The sequence below is a fragment of the Duganella rhizosphaerae genome (genome assembly GCF_040364205.1).
Classification (GTDB): domain Bacteria; phylum Pseudomonadota; class Gammaproteobacteria; order Burkholderiales; family Burkholderiaceae_D; genus Rugamonas; species Rugamonas rhizosphaerae.
Genome location: NZ_BPWK01000100.1, coordinates 1 through 211, shown reverse-complemented (window position 1 = coordinate 211; position 211 = coordinate 1). Strand labels below are relative to the sequence as shown.

Here is a 211-nt window from a genome sequence, read left to right as displayed (position 1 = left end):
GGCTTCGATTTCACCGAGCTCAATGCGGAAGCCGCGGATCTTGACCTGGAAGTCGTTACGGCCCAGGTATTCGATGCTGCCGTCGGCCAGGTAGCGGCCGAGGTCGCCGGTGCGATAGAGGCGGCCGTCGGCAGCGCCGAACGGGTCGGCGATGAAGCGTTCGGCGCTCAGCTCTGGGCGGTTCAGATAGCCGCGGGCGACACCGGCGCCG

At 67.8% G+C, this 211-nt stretch carries 1 protein-coding gene; it reads right to left on the bottom strand.

Annotated features, from left to right (window positions below; all coding sequences use genetic code 11):
- Positions 1–211, bottom strand: a 211-nt coding sequence (locus tag RUGAMON1_RS32790; protein WP_445234445.1) for a hypothetical protein, incomplete at both ends; no start/stop codon positions are given.